This is a genomic window from Neobacillus paridis (assembly GCF_016765675.1).
In the GTDB taxonomy this organism is placed as follows: domain Bacteria; phylum Bacillota; class Bacilli; order Bacillales; family Cytobacillaceae; genus Neobacillus; species Neobacillus paridis.
On sequence record NZ_JAESWB010000296.1, the window covers coordinates 1 to 1,541 of the forward strand.

The following is a 1,541-nucleotide window of genomic DNA, read 5'->3' on the forward strand; positions in this document are numbered from 1 at the left end:
AGAATCTGCGCCTTCAGGCTTGCGCCATGGCGGCGCCGACGCACTGTCGTCGAGGTCGGTTCTGTCATGAGGTGTCCACTTAACATGAACTGACCCCGAAAGATTGGACATTACCTCGGGGAAATTTATGGAAAAGTACACCCTTAAGAAGAAACTAGCAGTTGTTCAGAAGTATTGTTCCGGAGAGTTTGGCCTAAAAGCTGTGGCAAAGGAGCACGATGTAAACGTTTCATCTTTGCGTAAGTGGATCGCGGCATATCAGGCGAATGGGATCAAGGGCCTTAAAGAAAAGAGGCGGCAGTTCTACAGTGTAGACTTCAAGCTTGAAGTGCTACGACGAGTTGAAGACGACGGGCTGTCATTTCGGCAGGCAGGCGCCTTGTTTGATATCCGCAAATTCGACATTATTGGCCATTGGAAGCGCCAGCACGAAGAAGGTGGTGTTGAACTGCTTTCCCAAGGCCCATTGAGACGAAACAGAACAATGACAAAGCAATCGAATCAAAAAACGAAACCTGTATCTGATGGAGACGACGAGCGCTCACGGCAAGAACTGCTGGACGAACTGAACGTTCTTCGAATGGAGAACGCTTACCTAAAAAAGCTAGAAGCCTTGGCTCAGGAGATGCAGGCGACATCGCGCAAAAAGCGCAAGTCGTCCTTGAGCTAAGGCAGACCTATCCGCTTGCCAGTCTGTTGAAGGTGGCAGGTTTGGCGCGCAGTACGTTCTATTATCAACAAAAAGTTCTGCAACAAGCCGATAAATACGCTGACCTAAAGCGTAGAATCAGAACGGTCTTTGACAAGAACAAGGGGCGGTACGGCTATCGCCGCGTTACTGCCGTGGTCCGGCAAGAAGGCAATCAAATCAATCACAAAACGGTGCAGCGCCTAATGGGTGAGCTGCACCTCAAATCATGTGTGCGCATAAAGAAATATCGCGCTTACAAGGGCCAACTGGGGCATGTAGCGGACAACGTTTTAGCACGAAACTTCGATGCGGTGCGACCGAATGAAAAGTGGGTAACAGATGTGACTGAATTTAAAGTGAGCGGCCAAAAGCTGTATCTTTCTCCAGTCATGGACCTTTACAACGGGGAGATCGTGGCGTACGAAATGGCCAGACGCCCACTGTTCAACATGGTCGAGTCGATGTTGCGCAAAGCGTTTGGACGGTTGAAGTCAACGGACAAACCGATCCTGCACTCCGATCAAGGTTGGCAATATAAAATGCCAAACTATCGTCGGTATCTAATGGAGCAAGAGATAACGCCAAGCATGTCGCGCAAAGGAAATTGCTACGACAATGCGGCAATGGAGAGTTTCTTTGGAACCCTTAAAGCTGAGTATTACCATATCAACGAATTTCGTGATCTCGATGAACTGCAAGCGGGCATAAAGGAATACATTCGCTATTACAATCACGATCGCATTAAGCTTAAACTCGGCGGACTGAGCCCAGTAGACTTCAGAGTCCAATCCAGTCCGGCATAGTCGTTATCCGTCCAAGGTTTGGGGGTCAGTTCAACATAGGTGGACAC

At 49.0% G+C, this 1,541-nt stretch carries 1 protein-coding gene; it reads left to right on the top strand.

Features of this window, described 5'->3' with window-relative positions:
- Window positions 1–127 precede the first annotated feature (127 nt).
- Window positions 128–1,494, top strand: a protein-coding gene (locus tag JK635_RS28915) for an IS3 family transposase (RefSeq protein WP_498043885.1) whose coding sequence is annotated in 2 segments (ribosomal slippage) — window positions 128–623 and window positions 623–1,494 — 1,368 coding nt in all. Because the reading frame shifts where the segments join, the coding sequence is not laid out codon by codon here.
- Window positions 1,495–1,541: the final 47 nt, after the last annotated feature.